Raw genomic sequence first — 20,611 nt, forward strand, 5'->3', positions numbered from 1 at the left:
TTGTCCGGCCTATGTGTGCGTGGTGTCCGGCGTACGCGTGCGTGGTGTCCGGCGTACGTGCGTGTACCTGCGTCGGTCAGCGGTGGCCCGCCGCCATCGCCTTCTCCGTGGCCGACCGGACCAGCGCCTCCGTGGCGCCGGACAGCGGGGAGCGCGGCGGGCGGGTCGGCCCGCCGCGCCGGCCCACGATGTCCATCGACAACTTGATGGCCTGCACGAACTCCGTCTTGGAGTCCTGCCGCAGAAGCGGGTGCAGCGACCGGTAGAGGGGGAGCGCCGTCGCCAGGTCGTGGGCGCGGGCGGCGTCGTAGAGCTCGGCGCAGGTGGCGGGGAACGCGTTCGGGTAGCCGGCGATCCAGCCGACGGCGCCCGCGAGGGCGAGTTCGAGCAGGACGTCGTCCGCGCCGATCAGCAGGTCCAGCTCCGGGGCGAGCTCGGCGATCTCGTACGCCCTGCGGACGTCGCCCGAGAACTCCTTCACGGCCACGATCGTGCCGTCGCGGTGCAGCCGGGCCAGCAGGTCCGGGGTCAGGTCGACGCGGGTGTCGAGAGGGTTGTTGTACGCGACCACGGGCAGGCCCGCCTTCGCGACCTCGGCGTAGTGGGAACGTACGGCCTCTTCGTCGGCGCGGTAGGTGTTCGGCGGCAGGAGGAGTACGGAGCCGCAGCCCGCCTCGGCGGCGTGCTCGGCCCAGCGGCGGGACTCCGCGCTGCCGTACGCGGCGACGCCGGGCATCACACGGGCGCCGTCGCCCGCGGCCTCGACGGCCGTGCGGACGACGCGGGCGCGCTCGTCGTCGGTGAGGGTCTGGTACTCGCCGAGGGAGCCGTTCGGCACGACGCCGTCGCAGCCGTTGCCGATGAGGTGCCCGACGTGCTCGGCGTAGGCGTCGTAGTCGATGGAGAGGTCCTCGCGCAGGGGGAGCGCGGTGGCGACCATGATGCCGCGCCAGGGGCGGTCGGTGGTCCAGTGTCCGGCGGTCATGACGGCTGCCCTTCGGTCGGGTGAGGCGGGAGGTGGTGAGGCGGGGGGTGTGGAGCGGGGGAGGGGAGGTGTGGGTCAGGGGGGAGGAGTCGTGGTTCGGGGGCGGCCGGGCCGACTGGGTCGAGTGGGCTGGCTGGGCCGAATGGGCCGGCTGGGTTGGCTGAGTCGAGTGGGTCGGCTGGGTCCAGTGGGGCGGCCGGGTCGGCTGGGCCGAGTGGGGCGGCCGGTTCGGTCGGGTCCAGTAAGTCGGCCGGGTCGGCTGGGTTGGCCGGGTCCAGTGGGGCGGCCGGGTTGGCTGGGTCGAGTGGGGCGGCCGGTTCGGTCGGGTCCAGTAAGTCGGCCGGGTCGGCTGGGTTGGCCGGGTCCAGTGGGGAGGCCAGGTCGGCTGGGCCGAGAGGGGCGGCCGGGTCGGTCGGGTCGGCTGGGTTCAGTGGGGCGGCCGGGTCGGCTGGGGCGAGAGGGGCGGCCGGGTCGGGCAGGTCGGCCAGGGCGCCCAAAGGGACCGGTGTGGCCAGGGGGCGTCGGTCGGGGGCGGTGCTCGGCGGTTCCTCGGGCGGGGCGGCCGGCGCGGGTGTCGCCAGGCACGACACGGCCCAGCCGCATACGCGGCCCTGGCACCAGCCCATGCCCGCCCGGGTCAGGAGCTTCGCGGAGCGCGCGTCCCGGGCGCCGTACTCCGTCACGGCCTCGCGGATGCGGCCCGCCGGGACCTCCTCGCAGCGGCAGACGTCGGTCTCGTCGGTGAGCCACCGCGTCCACCCCCGCCTCGGCGCGTGCGTGGCGGTCATGGCGTCGGCGAAGGCGTTCATGCGGTCGCGGCGGCGACGCAGGGAGCGCAGGCGCGAGAGCGGAGCGGGACGCCGGCCGGTGAGCCGGAACGTGACGGCCAGAGCCGCCAACTCGCCCTCCACCATGGCCTGTTGCGCGCCGCCCACGCCCGACGTCTCGCCCGCCGACCACAGGCCGCGCAGCGACGTCTCCTGCAGTGGGCTCAGCGCCAGGGCGTACGCGCCGTCGGCGGTGCGGCGCGTCGCGCAGCCCAGGCCGGTCGCCAGGTCGATCTGCGGGATCAGTCCGTGGCCGACGGCGACGGCGTCGCAGTCGATACGCCGTTCCGTCCCCGGTACCGGACGCCATGCGTCGTCGAGGCGGGCGACCGTCACCGCTTCCACGCGGTCCGTGCCGTGCGCCTCGGTGACCGCGTGGCGTGTGCGCGGTCGGACCCGGTGGCGCAGCAAGGCCTTCGCGTGGTGTGCGCCCTCCGTCAGTTTGTGGGGCTGGGCGGCGACCGCGCGCGGGTGGTGCGCGTAGCCGAAGTACGAGGATGCCTCGACCAGTTCGGGCACCTCGGCCCCCGCCGTGACGAGCGAGGCTGCCACGGCCAGCAGGAGCGGGCCGCTGCCGGCGACGACCACGCGCCTGCCGGGCAGGACGAGGCCCGACTTCAGCATGGCCTGGGCGCCGCCCGCGCCGACGACGCCAGGCAATGTCCAGCCGGGAAAGGGGAGTTGTCGCTCGTACGATCCGGTCGCGAGGAGGACCGCGCGTGCCCGCACCCGCGTCGAACGCTGCCCGTCGCCGGGTTCGCAGACCCCGTCGACGTCGCCCGTCAGGGCGTGCACGGTCCAGTCGTCCTCCGCCTTCCGCGTCACCGTCCACACGTGGTGGTCGAAGAGGCAGGTGACGCCGCCGGTTCGCAGGCGGTCGCGCAGGTCGGTGAACGTGGGCCAGTCGTGGTGCAGGGCCTCGGGGCGGGTGGCGCGCGTGGCCGCTGCGGGGTGACGGTAGAACTGGCCGCCCGGCTGCCGAGCCGCGTCCACCATGACGACGGACAGCCCGAGTTCGGCGGCCGTCACGGCACCCGCGAGACCCGCGGGCCCTGCACCGATCACCGCGAGATCGTGGAACGCGTCCTCGGGCAGCGCCTCGTGCCCCTCGCTCGCGCCATCCGTAGCGCAGGTGTCACTCCTCGAACCCGGCATGACCGTTCCCCTCCTGCGTGGTGACCGTGTCGCCGGGGCTCGCCGTGACCAGGCAGGCACGCCTGTTGGGGCGGCCGTTGACGGTGGCGAGGCAGTCGTAGCACTGGCCGATGCCGCAGAACGCCCCGCGCGGCCGCCCGCCGCCTCGCGTCGTCCGCCAGGAGAGGATGCCCGCCGACCAGAGTACGGCCGCGATGGACTGGCCCGGCAGCGCGTCGAGTCGCCGCCCGTCGAAAGTGATCGTGAAGGGCGGGTCGGGGGCCGCGCCCACGAGTTCGGTCGGTTTCGACGGACTGTTCAACGGACTGTTCAACGGACTGCCTCCTCGCGTGCGAAGCGCTCCGGAGCGAACGGGGTCGGGTCCAGCGGGAGTTCGCCGTCCGTCAGCATCGCGGCGATCAGCGCCCCGGTCGCCGGGGCGAGGCCGATGCCCGCGCCCTCGTGACCGCACGCGTGCAGCAGGCCGGGGAGGCGCGGGTCGGGGCCGATCGCCGGAAGGTGGTCCGGCAGGTACGGGCGGAACCCCGCGTACGCGCGGAGCGCCCGCACCCGCGCCAGGGCGGGGAACAGGCGTACCGCCTGGCCCGCGAGGCGGCGCAGGGCCTCCACCGACAGCGTCCGGTCGAAGCCCACCCGCTCCCGGCTCGCCCCGATCAGCACGGGGCCCGCAGGTGTGCCCTCGACGACGGCGGAGGTCTGGAGCGCCGCCGAGCCGCTCGCGACGTCGGCGACGTACTCGGCGGAGTACACCTTGTGGCGCACCACGCGCGGCAGCGGTTCGGTGACGAGGACGAATCCGCGGCGGGGGAGCACCGGCAGCTCCAGGCCCGCCAGACGGGCGAGTTGACCACCCCACGTACCGGCGGCGTTGAGCACGTGAGGCGCGTGTACCTCGCCGTGCCGCGTCGTCCGGACTCCCCGCACCTCGCCCTGCCTGCCGGTGAGGACGGCGGTGACCTCCTCGCCGAGCCGGAGCGTGAGGCGCCCGGCGTCGGCGGCCGCCCGCAGCAGGTGTGCGGCGGCGAGGGCGGGCTGCACCTGGGCGTCCTGGGGGTAGTGGTAGCCGCCCGCGAGGCCCGGTGCGAGATGGGGTTCGAGTTCGGTGAGGCGGTCGGCCGGTACCTCGTCGGCCTCGACGCCCGCCCGTCGCTGCTCCGCCGCGAACCGGCGCAGGGCCGCGAGCTCGGATTCCGTCGAGGCGACGACCACGCCGCCCTTCGTCTCGTACTCGATGCGGGACGGGAGCTCGGTCGCGAGTTCGCGCCACAACGCGGAGGAAGGCAGGGCGAGTTCGAGCTCCGGGCCCGGTTCCTTGTCGGAGACGAGGAGGTTGCCCTCGCCCGCCCCCGTGGTGCCGCCCGCGACGGGTCCGCGGTCGATGACGGTGACGTGGAGGCCTGCGTGGACGGCGTAATAGGCGCACGCGGCGCCGACCACTCCCGCCCCCACGATGACGAGGTCTGACGCATGTCTCGTGAGCACGGCAGTAATATTTCACATGGCACTGACGGTGCCAAGGGGGCGTGCGCACAAGGGAATTGCGGGACGGGACAGCGTCTCAGGCGCGGCGGTGATGCGTCCCGGGCGTGTACCCGTACGCCCTGCGGAACACGTCGATGAACGCGCTGGTCGACGACCATCCGCAGCGGTGCGCGACCGCCGTGACGGGCGTGCCGTCGGCCAGCATGCGCAGGGCGTGGTAGAGCCGCAGCTGGGTGCGCCACTGCGGGAACGTCATGCCGAGCTCGCGGCGGAAGAGACGGCTCAGGGTGCGTTCGCCCGCTCCCGCCGCGGCGGCGAGTGCGGCGAGGCTCCGCGGATCCGCGGGGTCGTCGTGCAGCTGGTCGCAGACGGCGGCGAGGCGCGGGTCCGAGGGCGTGGGCAGCTGCACGGGCTGCTGGGGCGACGCACGCAGCTGGTCGAGGAGCACGGCGCGCAGCCGTCGGCGTTCCGGGGAGTCGTCCTCCGGGTCCCGGGTGTGGGCGAGGATCAGTTCGCGCAGGAGCGGGCCGACGGAGAGCACGGTCGGGGCGTCGAGGCCGAGCGGGTTCGTGCCCGCGGGCAGACCGACCAGGTGCAGGGCCAGGTGGCCGTGGGCGCGGTGGGCGTGGACGCAGCCGGCGGGGACCCAGATGGCGCGGGTGCCGGGCGCGAACCAGGTGCCCGCGTCGGTGGTCACGGCCACGACGCCGGAGCCCGCGTAGACGATCTGGTGGTCGTCGTGGCGGTGGGGGTCGATGCACTCGCCGGGGGAGAGTTCCCGGATGGCGGTCGGCGCTTCGGGGGTGTGACGGATCGTCCGGCCGACTGCGTGGCGGAAGGTGTGGCGGGTTTTCGGCACAGGTTGGCACTTTATCGGAAGCGGGCCAGGGTGGCGCGTGGCGACGATGAGCCGGTGTCCATCCGAACGAAAGCCCCGTCAGCCGCTGCCGCCGCACCCTCGACCCCCCGCCGACGGCCCATCACCCTCCTCGCGCTGAGTCACGCCTGCGTGGACGTCTATCAGGGCGCCGTCGCAGCCCTCGTGCCGTTCTTCGTCGCCGAGCGCGCCTACAGCTACGCCGCCGCGTCCGGCATCGTGCTCGCCGCCTCCCTGCTCTCCTCCGTCGTCCAGCCCCTGTTCGGGGCGCTCACCGACAAGTGGGCCATGCCGTGGCTGCTGCCGGTGAGCACGCTGGTGGGCGGCGCCGGAGTCGCGCTCGCGGGGGTCGGCGGGAGCTACGCGGTGACGCTGCTGGTCGTCGCCGTGTCCGGCATCGGTGTCGCCGCGTACCATCCGGAGGCCGCGCGCGTGGCCCGGCGGGCGAGCCGGGGGAGCCACACCGCGATGAGCTGGTTCTCGCTCGGCGGCAACGTCGGCTTCGCGACCGCGCCCCTGCTGGTCTCCGCCGTCGTCGCCACGGGCGGCCTGCGCACGTCGCCACTCCTGGTCGTGCCCGCCCTCGCGGGAGCGGTGCTGTGCGTGGCGGCGCTGCGGGTTCTCAGGACAGGAGTCGCAGCGGACCCGAAGTCGGCGTCCCCTGGCGGGAATTCGGTGCCCGCCGCGGACGACTGGCCCTCGTTCCTCAAGCTGTCCGGCGCCATCGTCTGTCGCTCGATCGTCTTCACCGGGCTGAGCACGTTCATCGCGCTGTACGTCCGGGAGCGCATCGGAGGGGGCGAAGTCGCGGGCACCGCCGCCCTGTTCGTGCTGTATGTCGGCGGCGCGGTCGGGACCGTCGCGGGCGGGCGGCTCGCCGCACGCCACGGCCGGCTCCCGGTCGTCCGGTGGTCGTACGCCCTCACGGTCCTCGCGGTGGCCGGGGTCGTCCTCGTCCCGGGCCCGGTGCTCTGTGTCTTCGTCGCCCTCACCTCGGCCGGCCTCTACGTACCGTTCTCCCTGCACATCACCCTCGGGCAGGACTACCTGCCGCGGCGCATGGGCACCGCGAGCGGTGTCACCCTGGGGCTGACCGTGAGCATCGGGGGCCTCGCGAGCCCGGTGATCGGGGCCGTCGCGGACGCAGCCTCCCTGCGGACGGCGCTCACGCCGCTGATCGTGTTGCCCGCGCTCGGCTGGCTCCTTCTGCGCACACTGCGCGAACCGGACCCCGCCGACAGCAACAGGGCCTGAACTCCGAGCAGTTGGTGGCTCCTGAGGGGTTGTCAGTGCAATATCACATTACTACGTTACGCATCACATGACGCAGTGGCAGCACCTCAGCCCCCACCTCCCACAGGAGCCATCGGTGTCCCAGAAGTCCCAGATACGTCTACGCACCCTGCGCAGATCCGTGCTCGCCGGCGCGATAGCGGCGACCCTCTGCGCCTCGGCCGTCCAGGTCGGTCACGCGGCCGAGCCCCCGGTAACCACGGGGAAGACCCGCAGCGCCACCGCTCCGGCCGCCCCGAACCCCCAGGACGTGGTCGACCGCCGGGCGAAGGCCCCGAAGCCGGGCGCCCACGAGATCCCGGCGCCCGGCGGGGGCGGGGGCGGACTCAAGGACGGCCGCATCCCCGGCCCCCGCACGCCCAAGCCGAAAGCGAAGCAGCAGGCGAGCTCCGCGAAGGCCGTGCCCTGCACCCTCGACGGCGTCACCGGACTCTCGCCCGACCGGTTCGCCGACTTCCTCGCCGACCCCGCCGTCACCGCGGACGGCTGTCTCCGCACCCTCGTCTGGACGTGGGACGCGCGGCTCGCCCCCGTCATGTCGGACGCGCACGTCCAGGCCGTCTCCCGCCGCATCGCGGGGCTCGCGGCCGCCCACGACGGCAAGAACGGCAGCAATCTCCTGGAGCTGCTCACGTACCTCCACGCCGTCGCCTACCAGGACTTCTCGCACGACGAGATCGACGTCACCGACGCGCCGACCGTGGACGCCATGCGGCGCGCCGTCGACGCCTTCGGATCCGCCCCCCGCACCTTCGACGTGACCCGCAGCAATGCCGAGTCGCTGCGCGAGGCGCTCTACGCCGCGAGCGCGCCCGGCCTGCGGCAGCACCAACTCCCGCTGGTCAAGCGCGTGCTGACCACCATGGACGCCAAGCACCCCGGCACCGCCAAGGACACCGCGTGGGCCGGCTCCGCGCTCGCCGCGCTCTCCCTGAGCTATCTCGGCGTGTACCCCGGCAACCGGGACGCCGCCTTCCACGCCGCGGTGAAGGCGGACCCCTCCTACCGCGCCGCCTTCAAGGCCTTCGGCGGGTACACCCACCTCAAGGGCACCGCCAACGCCTGGGTGGTGCGCGACGCGCTGAGCGAGTACGGCAGGTTCGGGCAGATCGACGGGCTCACGAGCGAGATCGTCACCGGGCTCGGCGGGCTCGTGGACGTCGTCGTCCGCAACTTCGGTGAGGGCAGCGCCCCCTGGGCGAAGGTCGCCACCTGGCTGAACGAGTTCGGCGCCTGCGCTCCGTACAAGGTGTGCAAGGCCGACATCGAGCGTCGCCTCTTCCCGCAGACCTATACGTACGACAAGGGCGGCATGAAGGTCCGCACGGCGCTCGACCGGTCCACCGTCGACCAGCTCTACTACGCGAGCAAGCAGGTCAAGGCGCAGTTCCACCGGGTCGTCGGCACCGAGGAGCCGCTGAAGGGCGACCCCAACACGACACTGACGACGGTTCTCTACGCGTCGCGCGCCGACTACGAGAACTACCACCCCCTGCTCACCGGCATGGACACGAACAACGGCGGCGTCTACATCGAGCGCGGTGCGACCTTCTACACCTACCAGCGGCGCGTCCCGCAGGACTCCACGCTGACGCTGGAGGAGCTCTTCCGCCACGAGTACACGCACTACCTCAACGGCCGCTGGGCCGTGCCCGGCTTCTTCGGCGAGGGACCCTGGTACCAGGGCGACCGGACGACCGCGATGGACGAGGGCACCGCCGAGTTCTTCGACGGCGCCACCCGCGACGACGGCATCAAGGCCCGCAAGTCACTGGTGCAGGGCATCATCGACGACACGGCCAACGGCGGCCCGCGCATGACGGTCGATCAGCTCCTGCACGCCACGTACGACGGAGACGGCTTCCGCTTCTACGACTACGCGGGCACGTTCTTCGAGTTCCTGTGGACCGAACGCCCCGGGCTGCTCAAGGAGATGTACGGCTATCTGCGGGCCGACGACCCGGCGCGCTTCGACGCCTGGCGCGACCGGCTCGGCAAGGACGGCGGCCTGCAGAGCCGATACGACGCCTTCCTCGACAAGCAGATCGCGCACGTCGACGACCTCTTCGTGCCCGACACGACGTACGTGCCGGTCGCTGAGCTCCGCGACACCACCGCCGACCAGGTCCGCACCTCCATCGCGGCGACGACGGGCATCACGCCCGACTGCCGCTCGAACGGTGCGCCGGAGCGGCCCAGGTACACCTGCACGGGCCGCATCACCGCGAACCTCGGCGCGTCCGGAGACCCCGACGCCGTGTTCAAGGACATGTCGGAGACCGTGGACTACTTCCTCCTCGAACGGTCCACGGCGGGCGACAACAACCTGGCCGACATGAACTGCTCGTTCGGCAAGGTCGACATCTGGTCCGACGGCCGCGCAGGCAGCGCGGACTTCAGCTGCGAGGGGCCGCTGAAGGGGTGAGACCCCCGCCCGCGAGCAGTTCCGCCGCCGCGATGCCCGAGACACGGGTCGCGCCGTGGGTGATCAGGCGGGTGGCGCCGAGCGCGTCGCCCCCCGGAACGCCCATCTCGACGACCAGGGCATCGGGGCGGCACCGCAGGATGCGGTTGAGGGTGTCGGTCATCCAGCGGTGCCGGGCCGCGTCGCGGACCACGACCACCAGGGCGCGGCCCGTCGCCGGGGTCAGCACCTCGCTGTCCAGGAGGTCGCCCGCGTGGGTGAGGTCGGGCTCCGTGAGCCGCACGGACGTGGTGCCCGGGCGCAGGTCCCGCAGCGGTTCGGCGACGCCCCACGGGGTGTGGCCGTCGATGGCCAGGTTCATCGTGGGGGACAGCTCCACGACGTGCGGTACGCCCACGACGGGGAGCGACGCGTTCGCCGTGCCGGAGCGGTGGTGCACCCGCACGGCACGGCGGGCGGCGACCAGGCCGATGTCGGTGGGGCCCGCCGCGCGGTCGACGGCGCGGGACCGCTCGCCTGACCAGGCCGCGAACTCCCGTACGCGCCTGCTCGCCTCGACGAGCCGGGCCTCGGGCAGCGTACCGTCGATGACCGCCTTCACCAGGGCCGTGGAGAGCAGGTCGAACGTGGCCTCGTCGGCACTCTCGCCGCCCACGCACACCGCGTCCACACCGCCGGCCACCGCCTTCACGGTCGCGCCGTCGATGCCGTAGCGGTCGGTGACCGCGCCCATCTCGATGCCGTCGGTGACCAGGAGCCCGTCGAAGTTCAGCTCCCCGCGCAGCAGTTCCACCAGGATGCGGTGGCTGAGCGTCGCGGGCAGGTCCGGGTCGTAGGCGGGGGCGAGGAGGTGCGCGGTCATGACGGCGCGCACGCCCGCCTCCATCGCCGCGATGAACGGCGGCAGCGCGGTCAGCGCGATCTCCTCGGCGGAGCCCTTCACCTGGGGCAGGCCGTAGTGCGAGTCGACGACCGTGTCGCCGTGGCCGGGGAAGTGCTTGGCGCAGGCGGCGACACCCGCCTCCTGGAGGCCGCGGATCCAGGCGGCCGTGTGGCGGGAGACGACATCGGTGCGGGAGCCGAAGGAACGTACGCCGATCACCGGGTTGAGCGGGTTGGAGTTCACGTCGGCGCTCGGCGCGAAGTTGAGGGTGACGCCGGCGGCGTGCAGGTCGCGGCCGATGTCGTGGGCCACCCGCTCGGTCAGGTCGATGTCGTCGACGGCGCCGAGGGCGAGGTTGCCGGGGCGGGACGAGCCGGTCCACGCCTCCAGGCGGGTCACGTCGCCCGCCTCCTCGTCGATGGCGACGATCAGGTCCGGGTTCTCCGCGCGCAGGTCCGCGGTGAGCCGGGCGACCTGGTCGGGCGTCTCGATGTTCCGTGCGAACAGGACGACGGAGCCCAGACCCTCGGCGATCCTGCGGCGCAGCCAGGCGGGGGCCGTGGTGCCTTCGAAGCCGGGCTGCAGCACGGAGTGTGCGAGGTGCTCCAGAGTCGGGTCACTGCTCGGTGCCATGGCGCGACCTCCGAAGTTGCGGGTACATACGGTGGGTCCATATGTGAGATGTGTGGGGCACGAGGTGTGCGTGTGCACAGGGTGTGCGGCGGGGCTCCTGCTGATTGGTCCAGGCCAATCGGATAGTGGATATTGGCTCGTACCAAACCGGGCTGTCAAGGAGTCGGAACCGGTCGAGACGGGCGAATCCACCATGACGGGGCGCGAGTTGGGGAATCCTTGGGACTTCCGCAGGTCGCATCCGCTGAGGGGAGCAAGTCATGCGCAGGTACGAACTCGTCGGCAGGCGCGACATCCGGCTGGTCACCGACGTGGCGGTGCCGGAGCCCGGGCCTTCGGAGGTCCTGGTCCGCGTGCGGGCCTGCACGGTCTGCAACCGCAGCGACCTCGCCTACTTCCACTACTACGGACTGCGGGAGCACTGCTCCCAGGGCTGTTTCGGCCACGAGATCGCCGGGGTGGTCGAGGCGACAGGGGCGGGAGTGCGGCGTGTGGTGCCCGGGCAGCGCGTGTTCGTGCGCACCCCGCTCACCACCGGGTACGCCGAGTTCGCCCTGGCCCGCGAGATCTCCGTGGGCGCCCTGCCCGACGACGTGCCCTTCGAGCAGGGCGCGCTCCTGCAACTCCTGCCGCTCGCGGTGCACGCCACCCGCGGCGTCCGCCTCGGCGACCGCGTCGTGATCATCGGGCAGGGACCCGTCGGACAGATGGCGCTGCGGGTCGCGGTGGCGCGTGGCGCGGCCGAGATCGTCGCCGTCGACCTCGACGACTGGCGGCTCCAACGGTCCACCGCGGCGGGCGCGGACGCGGTGCGGCGCGTGGACGGAAGCGCCGCACAACTCGCCGCGGTGGGCGCGGACTTCGACGTCGCCGTCGACGCGGTCGGCACCCCCACGACCCTCAACGCCTGCGTGGGACTCGTACGGCAGAACGGCCTCGTCGTCCTCCTCGGCACGCACCACGTCGACACGCACGTCACCGTCGACCTGGTCACCTGGGAACGCAAGGGCCTCAGGGTGCACAGCTCCGCGGAACCCCTCGACACCGCGCGCGCCGAAGCACTCGCCGTCGCCGAACGCCTCGCCCACCGCCGCACCGACGCCCTGCGCCTGCCCGACCTCCACACGCACACGTACCCCCTCGACGAACTCCCCAAGGCCATGGAGCAGCTCTCCGCCAGCCGCGCCCTCTACCCCGACGCCGAACAGGCCCCCTACGACGGCCCGCCGCCCGAGACCCTGAAGGTCGCGATCGTGCCCTGAGCGGGGGAACCACCGTGATGTGGGGGACACCGTCGTGAAGTGGGGCATCGCCGGATACGGCGACATCGTGACGCGTCGCGTCCTGCCCGCCCTGCACGCCCTCGGCGAGGAACCCGTGGCCCTCTGGGGCCGCGACCCGCTCCGCGCCGCACGCACCGCGGAGCGCCATGGCGTCGCCAGGTCCGGTGCCGACGTCGACGTGCTCCTCGCCGGCGTCGACGCCGTGTACATCGCCACACCCGTCGTACGCCACGTGCCGCTCGCCCGCGCCGTCCTGGACGCGGACGTGCCCGTCCTGATCGAGAAGCCGCTCGCGGGCGGCCTCGGCACCGGGGGCACGCTCGACACGGCGGGCCGGTGCGCCGGGGTCGCCTACTACCGCAGGCTCGCGCCCGCCGTACGACGGCTGCGCGCGGTGCTCGACGGCTGGACGCCCGACGAGGTCGAGGTGCACTTCCGGTGTGCCTTCGCGCCCGGCCCCGACGACCCGATGCGGTGGCGCACCGACCCCGCCGTGTCCGGCGGCGGGGTCCTCGCGGACGCGGGAAGCCACCGGATCGACCTGCTGCTGCACCTGTTCGGGCGGCCCCACGAGCTGACCGCCCGGCTCGGCGACCGCTTCCCGCGCGGCGCGGAACGACGCGCCGAACTCACCCTGAGCTGGCCCGCCGGGCCGACGGCACACTGCCTCGTGGAGTGGGGCAACGGCCCCTCCGTGGACCGGTTTAGGCTGACGGGCCGCGGCCGCACGCTGACGCTCGCACCCCTCGACACGGGCCGTATCGACGCACCGCCGGACCCTCCGCTGCTGCTTCCCCCGCCCGCCAACCCCCATCAGCCCCTGCTCGCCGACTTCGCGGCCGCCGTGGCGACGGGGCGGGAGCCGGTGTGCCCGGTGGCGGAGGGCCGCCTCGTCGACGACGTGATCGTGGCGGCGGAGCGGTCGGACGCGACAGGCGGGCGCCCGGTGCGGATATGGGGGTGAGCAGGGCGTGCGGGATGTGGCGGTTCACGCCCCGTCGTCCGCCGACCAGGGGCGCAGCCAGCGCGGGTCGGGGCTGTCGTCGGAGCGTACGAAACGGGTGTCCACGGAGAGCCGCATCGTGTCCGTCGTCGTGTCCAGGGACGCGTGGATCACGCGCGGCAGGTGCACCATCACGTCGCCCGCCGCGAAGTCCGCGTACAGCCAGCGGCGGCCGAGCGTGCGGGCGGTCAGCTCCAGGTCGTGGCAGATCTGCCGCCGGTCGCCCGGCCGGTCGGTGGTGTCGCGCAGCGGGGCGTACTCCTCGGGCGCCAGTCGGTGGGAGCCCTCCAGGTAGACCAGGGCGCCGGTCGGCGGCTTGCAGTCGCCGACCGGGATCCAGAAGGTGACGACGCGCGGCGACCCCTTGTCCATGTAGTCGAAGTCGACGTGGGCGCGGGAGGCGCGCCGGGTGCCGCGGTGGAAGTGGCGCAGGATCCGGCGCGGCAGCATCTCCGCCTTGGCGTCGAGGAGTTGACCGGCCAGCTCGGACAGGGCCGGGTTCGCCACGAACTGGTCGAAGGGCTCCGAGCGGACGAACGCGTACGCCGGATGCCCCGCGACGCCGTACTCCGGGACACCTTCGGGCACGCGTCCCGAGAAGACGCCGTCCTCGGGCGAGCTGCCCGGTGCGAGGAGGCCCGGCGGGAAGAGCGAGAAGTACCGGCCGCGGAGCCGCAGCACCTCCGCGCGGTCGAGCAGCCCCGGCAGGTACAGGTAGCCGTCCGCGTGCAGCCGCTCCCGCAGCGCGCCGGCGTCCCTCGTCCCCAGCAGGTCCGCGCTGCGGCGCAGCGGGCCGAAGAGTTCCGGCGTGAAGGGTATCGGTACGCCGTTCGACGACAGGTTCACGATGCGTGTCCCTCGATCCTTCGGGTCGGTGGACCGGCCTGCGGACCGGTCAGTAGACGCCTTCCACCGCCTCTTCGGCGGCCCCGGACTCCACGAAGGGCCGCACGGCGGCCACTCCGTCCCAGGGGAACCACGGATGCGGCCCGGTCCTGACCGCGCTGTCCCGCTCCAGGAGGTTCGGCAGGAACAGGTCTTCCAGGAGCGTCGTGGCGCGCACCCGGCCCCGCTGCCCGACCTCGACCTCGCGCCACGGGTCGGAGTCGTCGACGACCTTCAGGACCGCGAAGGGCGGCGGCAGGTGGTAGGAGTGCCCGGTGCCGCCCGCCACGGCGGGGGCACCCGCCACTGGATCGGCCTGCAGGGCATGGCCGACCAGTGTGTTCCCGTACGTGTCGATCCACTGCACGCCCGCCAGGTGCTCCTCGCGCAGGAACTCGGCCTCGGCGGCGTTGCACGAGGTGCCGCCGGTGCAGACCGCGCGGATGCCGTACGTGTGCAGGGGCCGGGGCAGCCGCATCGCTAGCTCGACGAGCAGCCGGGACGTCGTGAACAGCAGAGACGGGCGCTCGGCGGCGAGCAGCGCGAGGGTCTGGTCGATCAGGTGCCCGGTGTAGGCGCCGGCCTCGCCGCCCGCACGCAGCGCGGCCTTCACCCAGCGCGGGTCGAAGTCGATGGCGTGCACGGCGCCGCGCCAGCTGTCGGCGAGGCCCTCCACGAAGTGCCCGTACGCGTGCGGCCCGCTCGGCGTCATCGCGAGGATGTCGCCGCCCGCGACGCCGCGCGCCTCGAGGACGGTGCGGTAGATCTCCACGTCGTACGCGAGACGCGTGACGTTGACGATCCGGCAGGGCGGGCCCGTGGTGCCGCCGGTCTCGAAGACCCGGAAGGGCCGGTCGCGGTAGCCGCGCGGACGCAGATCGCGGGCGTTCGCCGCGCGCAGCTCGGCCTTGTCGAAGAGACCGAAGCGGTCCAGGTCGGCGAAGCCGTCGATGTCCTCGACCGGGTCGAAGCCGAGCTTCCCGCGCCGCGCGACCCAGAAGGGGCTGCCGGTCTCCGGGTCGAAGTGCCAGCGCATCATGCGCCGCGTCCACGTGTCGAGGCCGATGCCGAGCTCAGGGACGCGCTCGCGCAGCCTGTCGGGCAGCGTGCCGAAGGCGGTGGTCATGCGGGGCCTCACTTCACTGGGCGGTACACGAACAGGGAGTCGGCGGCGATGGCGTCCGCAGCTCGCGGGGAGGCGCTCAGGACGGCGGCGAAGGGGAAGGGGACCTCGTGGCCGATCAGCGGATGGGACTCAGCCGCGTCGTCCGTGCTTCGCGCGTACGACGTCAAGTGGCTGTCCAGCAGGGCGAGGTGAGGCAGCGCGTACACGTCGTCGGCCGCGCTGTGGAGCACGGGCGGCCTACGGGTCAGGACGCGGTCGCCGGGGCGGAGGCGGTCGCGGATGCCGCGCGTCGCTGTTCGGGCCGCGCCCGGCTCGCGGAAGGCGGTCAGCGGCCACACCCCGTCCGGGGACAGCGCGTCGAGGGCGGCGGCGAGGCTCTGCGCCAGGGCCGCGGCGGCGTCGGGCTTCTCGCAGACGACGGTCCGCACGTTGCTGCAGAAGCGCCCGGAATCCGCCGCGATCAGTGGCAGCAGCCATGCCACGGCGTCGTCCGTCGGCATGTCGGGCGGTACAAGCGCGCAGCCGCGCCCGGGGCCCTGCAGGGTGAGCGCGGGGGAGGAGCGGACGGAGGCGGCGAGCCCGGACCCGCCGAAGACGACGTGCCGGTCGGTGAGCCGTAACAGGCCGTACAACGAACGCTGTTCGCCGGGGTAGAAGCCGAGGCGGGCCCGGGGCCAGCCCGCCGCGAGCAGGGCGGCGACGAGGCGGGCCGCGGAGACCGGTTCGCGCCGGCTCGGACGCAACCACACCCCCGCCGAGCGCTCGGCCTGGTCGCAGACCGCGTCCAGGCAGGTGAACGTGTTGCCCGGCAGCGCGACCAGGGCCAGCGCGCCGTCGGGCTCGGGGGCGTCGTCCTTCTTCAGGACGCCGTCCCGCAGCATCGCGCACCACCGGTCCACCAACGGGCCCGGCAGCCCCGCGCTCTCCCACAGTGCCGCGCGGAACGCCGCACCGCTCTGCTCACCGACGCCTCCGACGGTGAGGGTGCCGCTGTCGAACAACTCAAGCGCTGTGAGCAGGAGTTCACGCCGTCCGGTGAGGAGGGGCAGGCCGGGCAGGGCGCTGTCCCACCAGCGCCGGTCCGCGTCGGCGACGATCTCCGGCACCAGCGCGAGTTCCCGCCCCGCGGGGCCGGGCAGCGGCGCCCGGTCGAGGGAGGTGCGCCACTCCCCTCTGCGGAAGGCGGAGATCGTCTCCGCGGCCGGGGTTTCGGGGGTCACGGCAGCTCGCTGCGGAGTGCGGCGACCACCCGGATCTGTTCGGCCTCGGTGAGGGACGGGTACAGCGGCAGGGCGATGTGGTGCCGCGCGAACCAGCGCGCCCGCTCGAACGTGCCTGCATCAGCGTCCGGTTGGCGCTGTGCGGCGAACTGCGGATGGTCGCACAGCAAGTGGTCGTAGACCTCGCCCGCCAGCGCCACACCGTGCCGCTCCCGCAGGAGCTTCTTGAGGAGCGGCCTGTCCAGCGGCCCTTCGGGATCCAGATAGGCGAGGTACTTGTAGTAGTTGCTGTCGGCTGCCGCGGGCACGGCGTGCGGGCGGAGGCCCGGGACGTCCGCGAGCAACACGTCGTACCGGGCGGCGAGTGCCCGGCGCCCGGCGAGCGTGCCGGAGAAGCGTTCCAGGTCCACCGTGCCGACGGCGGCGTGCAGTTCGCTCAGGCGCCAGTTGCCGCCGGGCCGGTCGTGCAGGGTGGAGCCCTGCGCGCTCTTGCCGTGGTCGCGCCAGCGCCGCACCTGCTCCAGATCGTCCGCCGACGCGGCCGACAGCAGACCGCCCTCGCCGCTCACCGCGACCTTCGTGGGGTAGAAGGAGAACGCGCCGAACCGCCCGAAGCTCCCCGCGGGGCGCCCGTCGAGTGTCGCCCCGAAGGCGTGCGCCGCGTCCTCCACGACGGGGATGCCGCGCTGCCTGCAGTGGGCGAGCACCGGGTCGAGGGCGGGCGAGACGATGCCGCCGATGTGGACGGGCAGCACGGCGGCGGTGTCGGGGTGCCGGTCGAGGGAGGCGTGCAGGGCGTCCGGGTCCATGCCGAGGCCGTCGAGCTCGATGTCGACGAAGCGGACGGCCGCCCCGGCGCGTACGGCCGCGGCCGCCGTCGCGAAGAACGTGTTGACCGGTACGAGCACCGTGCGGCCCGCCACGCCGATGATGCGCAGGGCGATCTCCAGCGCCGCCGAGCCGGACGCGACCGCCGCGGTGTCCGTGCCGGTCCACGGGCGGGCCAGCTCCTCGAAGCGGGCCACTTGGGGGCCCTGGGTGAGGATGCCGGAGGAGAGGGCGGCGTCGACGCGGTCGAGCACGGCACGCCGTTCGTCGACCTCGAAGTGGATGCGCTGGGCGGGCACATGGGGGGTGGCGACTTGCTGCGGCCGGGTTCCCGTGAGCGTGCGGGTGAAGAAGTCCGCCGCGTGGCCGACGTGGGTGCCGTGTCCCATGTCGAGTTCGTGGACCTCGGCTTCGGCTCCGGTGCCTGCGTACGTCCCGCGGACCGCGTCGGCCGCGGCCCGTGCGTCGTCGGGGTCCAAGTAGGAGTCGGCCGTGCCGTATTGGAGCTGGAGGGGGGCCGGGGCGAGGGCACCGTACAGGTCGGGCAGGTCGGCGTATTCCAGGATGCCGGGGAGCACCGCGCCCTCGTGGCCGGTCAACAGCCGCTCGAACAGGGCCTGGTAGGTGCCGAGATGGCTGGCCGCGCAGAGCGGGAGGTCGCGGCGTCCGGAGAGCAGCGCCGTGTGCAGGGCGACGGCCGCGCCGAGACTGTGGCCGAAGAGGCCCACACGGAGCGGGTCGACGCGCGGGTGGGCGGTGAGGACGTCGAGGGCGCCCAGGGCGTCGCCGGTGAGGGCGCCGAGCAGGGAGTGGCCGGTGAGCGCGAACGCGTGGGCCAGCAGCGTCCCTTCGTCCCGCCCGGCCCTGCGTCCGGCGTCCAGGCCGCCGCCGATGCCGTGGTCGAAGGAGAGCGTGACGAAACCGGCCCGCGCCAGTTGTTCGGCGACGTTGCGGTCGGGGTGGTCCGGCGGCACGTCGCCGGTGAGCTGGTCCAGGCGGGCGTTCTTGCCGCCGAGGACGAGGACGGCGGGTCCGGGGCCCGCGTTCGTTCCGGGGGCCGGGTCGGGCGGGGCGAGGAGCGTGCCGTCGAAGGAGCCGCGTACGGGGGAGTGGAACACCAGCCGCTCGTGGTGCAGGCCGTCGCGTACCGATGCGGTGCTGTCGGCGACGGCGAGCGGGGCCCGTTCGACACGGGCCAGCCGCTCGACGACGGTACGCACACCGCTCCCGGCGTGCCGCAGGGCCGGCTCGGTGGCGAGGATCCCGCGCAGGTGACGTAGTTGCATGTGCGGCTCAGACGAAGTCGCCGTGCAGCGTGCTGGGGACTTCCAGCGCGTACGCGTCCAGGGCCTCGTCGAGTTTGATCTGACCGCGCTTGAGGAGCTCCAGGAGCTCGTTCTGCGGGCGGTAGAAGCATGACTTGCACAGGTCGGTCCTGCGCGGGTTGGACGCCTCCCATTCGGCGCGCGGCCCGCCTTCGAGAACATCCGCATATCCCTGCTCGACGACATTGCCGATCAGATAGCGGCTGTTGAGGTGGACCTGCGGGCACGGATAGAGATTTCCGTCGGCGCCGACGGCCGTCACGAACCGGCTGTAGTGGCAGTGCTCGAAGTCGCCCTCGACCTCTTCCACCTGGTCCATCGGGCCGCGGTCCAGTTTCGGGACCGACACCTCGAAGGCGTCCGTGGAGAGGGCGGCGGCGCGGGTGAGGGATTCGGAGATCTCCGGCATCACGGATTCGATGGTCTCGTGGCCGAGAGCGCTGTAGAACTCGGGTTCGAAACGCACGTAATGCGCGCCGGACTCACGGGCGATGTGGGCCGCCTCCATGATCTCCCGGTAGTTCTGCAGGGTGATCACATAGTTGAAGCCGATGCGGAAGTCCGGGTCGACGGCGTTCTCGCGGAGCTTGCCGACCGAGCCTATGAACTTCGAGAACGTCTGCTCGCGGTCGCGCGTGATGTCGTCGAAGGTGGCTTCCGTGCCGGCGTTCAGGCCGATGCGGACCCAGGTGTGCGTCTCCGCGACGCAGTCGGCGACCTTGGGGCGGCCGAGGCGGGATCCGTTGGTGATCAGCCCGATCCGCAGCCCCGCCGCGTGGCCCGCGCGGCAGATGTCCGCGTAGCCGGGGTGGATGGTGCACTCGCCGCTGCCGCAGAACGTGACGGCACGGCCGTCGTTCGCGGCGAACTCGCGGAGCAGCGTCACCGCCTTGTCGGTGGCGATCGAGTCCTTGAACGAGAACAGGTCGTAGAACTGCTCCTCGTTGGGCGAGTGGAAGTTGCAGAAATTGCACCGCATATTGCAGGCACCCATGATGCCGATCCGCATGTGCACGGGCTTGATCTCCTGGCCCGCCACGAAACGCCGCAGCAATTCGCCGTGTGCCAGGACCTTCTGCGGTGAGTGCGCCTGATCGAGACTGACGATGGGCAGACCTTCGCGATTCTGGGGGGCTGCCATTTTGATGTCGCCGGAACCGGGTGTGCTGTTCACGAACCCCCCACGCAAGATCGAGGTGCGGTGTCGTTCTTCTGGCGGTTCTCGGGACATTAGGGAGCGCCGCAAAGGCTGTCAATGGGTCTAGACAACCCGCGATTTGTTGGCGGAATCAGGGACGCCGGTCTGTTCGAAGAGCCGTCTGGCGTGGTAGTTGAAGGCCTCCCGCACGTCGGCCAGGGTGCTTCGGCCGCGGTCGACGTCCACGCAAGGGGCGGCGAACGCCGCCGGCGCCGCCGCCCATGGGGGTGTCAAGAGGCAGAATCCCGTCAAGTACGAGGTGGAGTGAAGCACGGGAACCCGTGAGGCCTGCGGGTATGCGCAAGCGTGCGCCGCGCGCGGGATCAGAGTGCGGAGAGCGCCTCGGTGATCGATGTGGTCGCCGCGGTCTTGTCGAGGCCGAGGTCCGTGAGGGTGCCCGAGCGGTCCTCGTGTTCCAGGAGGGCCAGCAGCAGGTGTTCCGTGCCGATGTAGTCGTGCCCGAGGCGCAGGGCCTCGCGGAACGTCAGCTCCAGGACCTTGCGGGAGTCGACGGCGTAGGGCACGAGCGCCGGCACCTCCGCGGCCTTCGCGGGCAGCGCGTCGACGACCGCGTGGCGGACGTCCTCCAAGGAGATGCCCTGCGCGGTGATCGCCCGCGCGGCCGGCGCGTCCGGCTCACTGAGCAGGCCGAGGATCAGATGCCCGGTGTGGACCTCGTCGTGCCCGGCGGTCTTCGCCTCGTTGTGCGCGGCCATCAGCGTGCTCTTCGCCCGCTCCGTGAAGCGGTTGAAGCCCTGGCTCGGGTCCAGGTCCGACGGCTCGCCCTGCTTCTTCGGCACGAACCGCTTCTGGGCGGCCTGCCGGGTCACGCCCATGCTCCGGCCGATGTCGGTCCAGGAGGCGCCGGAGCGGCGCGCCTGGTCCACGAAGTGGCCGATGAGGTGGTCGGCGATGTCCCCGAGGTGGTCGGCGGCGATCACCGCGTCGGAGAGCTGGTCGAGGGCGTCCGTGTGGACCTTCTTGATGGCCTCGATGAGGTCGTCGAGGCGGACGGGGGGAGGAGGCGCGGGGTGCGGTGCGGAGTGCGGCGTGGCGTCCGAGGAAGGCGTCATGTGACAACCGTAGGTTGACAGTTGAGCGGGCGTCAACCCGCGGTTGTCACTTCCATGGGGTGCGTCTCCCGTGGGGCACGGCGGCGGCGTACGGCCCGTACGGCGCCCGC

16 protein-coding genes are annotated in these 20,611 nt (G+C 72.8%); 4 read left to right on the plus strand and 12 right to left on the minus strand.

Translation table 11 applies throughout. The features are described from left to right. Nucleotides 1-76: 76 nt before the first annotated feature. The 5 genes from DEJ49_RS31160 to DEJ49_RS31180 all read right to left on the minus strand — a co-directional run bounded on the left by DEJ49_RS31160 (nucleotide 77) and on the right by DEJ49_RS31180 (nucleotide 5,308). Nucleotides 77-985, minus strand: a complete 909-nt coding sequence (locus DEJ49_RS31160) for a dihydrodipicolinate synthase family protein (RefSeq protein WP_150187198.1) — start codon at nucleotides 983-985, stop codon at nucleotides 77-79. Further along, nucleotides 982-2,967, minus strand: coding sequence for an FAD-dependent oxidoreductase (locus tag DEJ49_RS31165; RefSeq protein ID WP_150187199.1), 1,986 nt, complete (start codon nucleotides 2,965-2,967; stop codon nucleotides 982-984). Before DEJ49_RS31165 ends, DEJ49_RS31160 begins: the two co-directional genes overlap by 4 nt. Beyond that, nucleotides 2,948-3,280, minus strand: a complete 333-nt coding sequence (locus DEJ49_RS31170; RefSeq protein WP_223833055.1) for a (2Fe-2S)-binding protein — start codon at nucleotides 3,278-3,280, stop codon at nucleotides 2,948-2,950. The genes DEJ49_RS31165 and DEJ49_RS31170 overlap by 20 nt, the downstream gene beginning before the upstream one ends. Then, the gene (locus DEJ49_RS31175) at nucleotides 3,277-4,449 is read right to left on the minus strand and encodes an NAD(P)/FAD-dependent oxidoreductase (RefSeq protein WP_150187200.1); all 1,173 of its coding nucleotides are present in this window, start codon (nucleotides 4,447-4,449) and stop codon (nucleotides 3,277-3,279) included. The genes DEJ49_RS31170 and DEJ49_RS31175 overlap by 4 nt, the downstream gene beginning before the upstream one ends. A 76-nt stretch (nucleotides 4,450-4,525) precedes the next feature. Beyond that, a complete protein-coding gene (locus DEJ49_RS31180) occupies nucleotides 4,526-5,308 on the minus strand; it encodes an AraC family transcriptional regulator (protein WP_190329502.1) in 783 nt (260 codons plus the stop codon). Between the two features lie 120 nt (nucleotides 5,309-5,428). On the opposite strand from DEJ49_RS31180, the gene DEJ49_RS31185 reads away from it, so the two are divergent. Then, a complete protein-coding gene (locus DEJ49_RS31185) occupies nucleotides 5,429-6,580 on the plus strand; it encodes an MFS transporter (RefSeq protein ID WP_150188591.1) in 1,152 nt (383 codons plus the stop codon). 115 nt (nucleotides 6,581-6,695) lie between these two features. Beyond that, complete coding sequence (locus DEJ49_RS31190) at nucleotides 6,696-9,044, plus strand: collagenase (protein WP_223833056.1); 2,349 nt, start codon at nucleotides 6,696-6,698, stop codon at nucleotides 9,042-9,044. Here DEJ49_RS31190 and DEJ49_RS31195 read toward each other — a convergent pair. Continuing rightward, nucleotides 9,016-10,560 carry a glycoside hydrolase family 3 protein gene (locus tag DEJ49_RS31195; RefSeq protein ID WP_150187203.1) on the minus strand — a complete coding sequence of 515 codons (1,545 nt, stop codon included), beginning with the start codon at nucleotides 10,558-10,560 and terminating at the stop codon, nucleotides 9,016-9,018. The genes DEJ49_RS31190 and DEJ49_RS31195 overlap by 29 nt on opposite strands. 260 nt (nucleotides 10,561-10,820) lie before the next feature. On the opposite strand from DEJ49_RS31195, the gene DEJ49_RS31200 reads away from it, so the two are divergent. Both DEJ49_RS31200 and DEJ49_RS31205 read left to right on the plus strand, forming a co-directional pair. Further along, nucleotides 10,821-11,822 (plus strand): zinc-dependent alcohol dehydrogenase, encoded by a 1,002-nt coding sequence (locus DEJ49_RS31200; RefSeq protein WP_150187204.1) that lies wholly within the window; start codon nucleotides 10,821-10,823, stop codon nucleotides 11,820-11,822. Between the two features lie 19 nt (nucleotides 11,823-11,841). Continuing rightward, on the plus strand, nucleotides 11,842-12,807 hold the full coding sequence (locus DEJ49_RS31205; RefSeq protein WP_150187205.1) for a Gfo/Idh/MocA family protein: 966 nt from the start codon (nucleotides 11,842-11,844) through the stop codon (nucleotides 12,805-12,807). 24 nt (nucleotides 12,808-12,831) lie between these two features. Here the strand turns inward: DEJ49_RS31205 and DEJ49_RS31210 are convergent, their stop codons facing one another. From DEJ49_RS31210 to DEJ49_RS31235, 6 genes are all read right to left on the minus strand, one after another. After that, nucleotides 12,832-13,692, minus strand: a complete 861-nt coding sequence (locus DEJ49_RS31210) for a phytanoyl-CoA dioxygenase family protein (RefSeq protein ID WP_150187206.1) — start codon at nucleotides 13,690-13,692, stop codon at nucleotides 12,832-12,834. A gap of 49 nt (nucleotides 13,693-13,741) precedes the next feature. Then, nucleotides 13,742-14,857, minus strand: coding sequence for a hypothetical protein (locus tag DEJ49_RS31215; RefSeq protein WP_150187207.1), 1,116 nt, complete (start codon nucleotides 14,855-14,857; stop codon nucleotides 13,742-13,744). Between the two features lie 8 nt (nucleotides 14,858-14,865). Beyond that, the gene (locus DEJ49_RS31220; protein WP_150187208.1) at nucleotides 14,866-16,077 is read right to left on the minus strand and encodes a hypothetical protein; all 1,212 of its coding nucleotides are present in this window, start codon (nucleotides 16,075-16,077) and stop codon (nucleotides 14,866-14,868) included. Next, nucleotides 16,074-18,191: a DegT/DnrJ/EryC1/StrS family aminotransferase gene (locus DEJ49_RS31225; protein ID WP_150187209.1), complete on the minus strand. Its 2,118-nt coding sequence runs from the start codon at nucleotides 18,189-18,191 to the stop codon at nucleotides 16,074-16,076. Before DEJ49_RS31225 ends, DEJ49_RS31220 begins: the two co-directional genes overlap by 4 nt. Before the next feature lie 7 nt (nucleotides 18,192-18,198). Beyond that, entirely contained in the window at nucleotides 18,199-19,404 is a 1,206-nt protein-coding gene (locus tag DEJ49_RS31230) for a radical SAM protein (protein WP_223833057.1), read from the minus strand. A 347-nt stretch (nucleotides 19,405-19,751) separates the two neighbouring features. After that, nucleotides 19,752-20,501, minus strand: a complete 750-nt coding sequence (locus tag DEJ49_RS31235; RefSeq protein ID WP_150187210.1) for a Clp protease N-terminal domain-containing protein — start codon at nucleotides 20,499-20,501, stop codon at nucleotides 19,752-19,754. Between the last annotated feature and the right edge of the window lie 110 nt (nucleotides 20,502-20,611).

Source organism: Streptomyces venezuelae, assembly GCF_008642335.1.
GTDB classification, from domain to species: domain Bacteria; phylum Actinomycetota; class Actinomycetes; order Streptomycetales; family Streptomycetaceae; genus Streptomyces; species Streptomyces venezuelae_F.

Coding starts and splice junctions, on each gene's coding strand:
- DEJ49_RS31195 (WP_150187203.1), bottom strand. CDS start 10,560: ATGGCACCGAGCAGTGACCCGACTCTGGAGCACCTCGCACACTCCGTG.
- DEJ49_RS31225 (WP_150187209.1), bottom strand. CDS start 18,191: ATGCAACTACGTCACCTGCGCGGGATCCTCGCCACCGAGCCGGCCCTG.
- DEJ49_RS31160 (WP_150187198.1), bottom strand. CDS start 985: ATGACCGCCGGACACTGGACCACCGACCGCCCCTGGCGCGGCATCATG.
- DEJ49_RS31200 (WP_150187204.1), top strand. CDS start 10,821: ATGCGCAGGTACGAACTCGTCGGCAGGCGCGACATCCGGCTGGTCACC.
- DEJ49_RS31215 (WP_150187207.1), bottom strand. CDS start 14,857: ATGACCACCGCCTTCGGCACGCTGCCCGACAGGCTGCGCGAGCGCGTC.
- DEJ49_RS31235 (WP_150187210.1), bottom strand. CDS start 20,501: ATGACGCCTTCCTCGGACGCCACGCCGCACTCCGCACCGCACCCCGCG.
- DEJ49_RS31165 (WP_150187199.1), bottom strand. CDS start 2,967: ATGCCGGGTTCGAGGAGTGACACCTGCGCTACGGATGGCGCGAGCGAG.